Here is a 2,196-nt window from a genome sequence, read left to right as displayed (position 1 = left end):
GGCCGGTCGATCGCCGATTTTCAGGCGGAAAACCCGCCGCCGCTGATTGACGCTGCAAGCGCGGACAGGATCGTGGTGTTGCCCGAGAGACCGGTTCTGCATGGCCGCATCAACCGCCGTTTCGAGACGATGCTGGAAGAGGGCGCCGTCGAGGAGGTCGAGGCGCTGCTGGCGCTCGGTCTCGATCCGGCGGCCCCGGTGATGCGCGCCATCGGCGTCAAGGAGATCGCGGCCATGCTTTCCGGCGACATGAGCCGCGCCGAGGTGATCGAGAAGGCGAGCGCGGCCACGCGGCAATATGCCAAGCGGCAGATGACCTGGTTTCGCAACCAGATGGGCGATGACTGGAAAAGACTCGATCCCGCAGCGCTTTAGCCTCGGCGGGCACCGCCATATCTGCCTAATTTAATTTCACCCGGCCGCCGGTTTGGCTATTTTTCTTGCACTCGCGCGTTGACTGATGCGGCAAGACGGGCTAATCAGCCAACATGGCTATGAAAGAACTTCTTATTGTGGTGGGATCGCGCATGGGCAGGATGGTGTAACCATCCGGCATAAGCCACCCATGCGCGACGACAGGCTCCTTGAAGGGGCCTTTTTTTATGCCCGGTAGGAACGCAAACACCTTGAGACCATCGAAACGGAAAATGACGATGACCGCGACGGACAATTTGATGACAGGCGCCGAGATCGTTTTGCAGGCGCTGAAAGAAAACGGGGTTGAACATATCTTCGGATACCCGGGCGGCGCCGTGCTGCCGATCTATGACGAAATCTTTCAGCAGGACGAGATCGCCCATGTGCTTGTGCGTCACGAGCAGGGCGCGGGCCACGCGGCTGAGGGCTATGCCCGCTCCACCGGCAAGGTCGGCGTCATGCTGGTCACCTCCGGTCCGGGCGCGACCAATGCGGTCACGCCGCTGCAGGATGCGCTGATGGATTCCGTTCCGCTGGTCTGCATTTCCGGCCAGGTTCCGACGACGCTGATCGGCTCGGATGCGTTTCAAGAGTGCGACACCGTCGGCATTACCCGGCCCTGCACCAAATATAACTGGCTGGTCAAGGACGTGAACGACCTCGCCAATGTCATCCATGAGGCCTTCCGCATTGCCCAGAGCGGTCGTCCCGGCCCCGTCGTCGTCGATGTCCCGAAGGACGTCCAGTTCGCCAAGGGGCGCTACACGCCGCTCGAAGGCCATCCGATCCGCGAGAGCTATCGTCCGGAGGTCAACGGCAATGCCGATGCGATCCGCACGGCGGTCGAACTGATGGCGAAGGCGAAACGTCCGATCCTCTACACCGGCGGCGGCGTCGTCAATTCCGGCGATGACGCCACGCGGTTGCTGCGCGAACTGGTCAGCCTCACCGATTTCCCGATCACCTCGACGCTGATGGGGCTCGGCTGCTATCCGGCCTCGGGCAAGAACTGGCTGGGCATGCTCGGCATGCACGGGTCCTACGAGGCCAATATGGCCATGCATGACTGCGACGTCATGGTCTGTATCGGCGCGCGTTTCGATGACCGGATTACCGGGCGCGTCGATGCCTTCTCGCCGAACTCGACCAAGATCCACATCGACATCGATCCGTCCTCGATCAACAAGACCATCCATGTCGACGTCCCGATCCTCGGCGATGTCGCCCATGTTCTGGAAGAAATGGTCCGCGCCTGGCGCGCGCTGCCGGCCGAGAAACCGTCGCTCGATGACTGGTGGGGCAATATCGACCGCTGGCGCGCGCGCGACTGTTTCGCCTACACGCCCAACAAGGACGTGATCATGCCGCAATATGCGCTGGAGCGCCTGAACGCGGCGGTCAAGGGCAGGGACTTCTACATCACCACCGAGGTTGGCCAGCACCAGATGTGGGCGGCGCAGTTCTTCGATTTCGAGGAGCCGAAGCGCTGGATGACCTCCGGCGGTCTCGGCACGATGGGCTACGGCCTGCCGGCCGCTCTCGGCGTCCAGATCGCGCATCCGGAAGCGCTCGTCATCGATGTCGCGGGCGACGCCTCGATCCAGATGTGCATCCAGGAGATGTCGGCGGCGATCCAGCACAATGCGCCGATCAAGATCTTCATCATGAACAACCAGTATATGGGCATGGTCCGCCAGTGGCAGCAGCTCTTGCACGGCAACCGCCTGTCGCATTCCTATACCGAGGCGATGCCCGATTTCGTCAAGCTGGCGGAAGCCT

1 protein-coding gene and 1 pseudogene are annotated in these 2,196 nt (G+C 62.0%); both read left to right on the top strand.

All coding sequences use genetic code 11. From position 1 onward, the window contains the following. Positions 1 to 375 (top strand): annotated as a pseudogene (locus tag AC5DC2_RS23275) (tRNA (adenosine(37)-N6)-dimethylallyltransferase MiaA); the annotation flags it as partial. A 299-nt stretch (positions 376 to 674) separates the two neighbouring features. Then, a partial coding sequence (locus AC5DC2_RS23270) for an acetolactate synthase 3 large subunit (protein ID WP_491700202.1) occupies positions 675 to 2,196 on the top strand: 1,522 nt, incomplete at its 3' end.

The sequence above is a fragment of the Martelella sp. genome (assembly GCF_984369615.1).
This window is presented reverse-complemented; position numbering and strand designations above follow the sequence as displayed.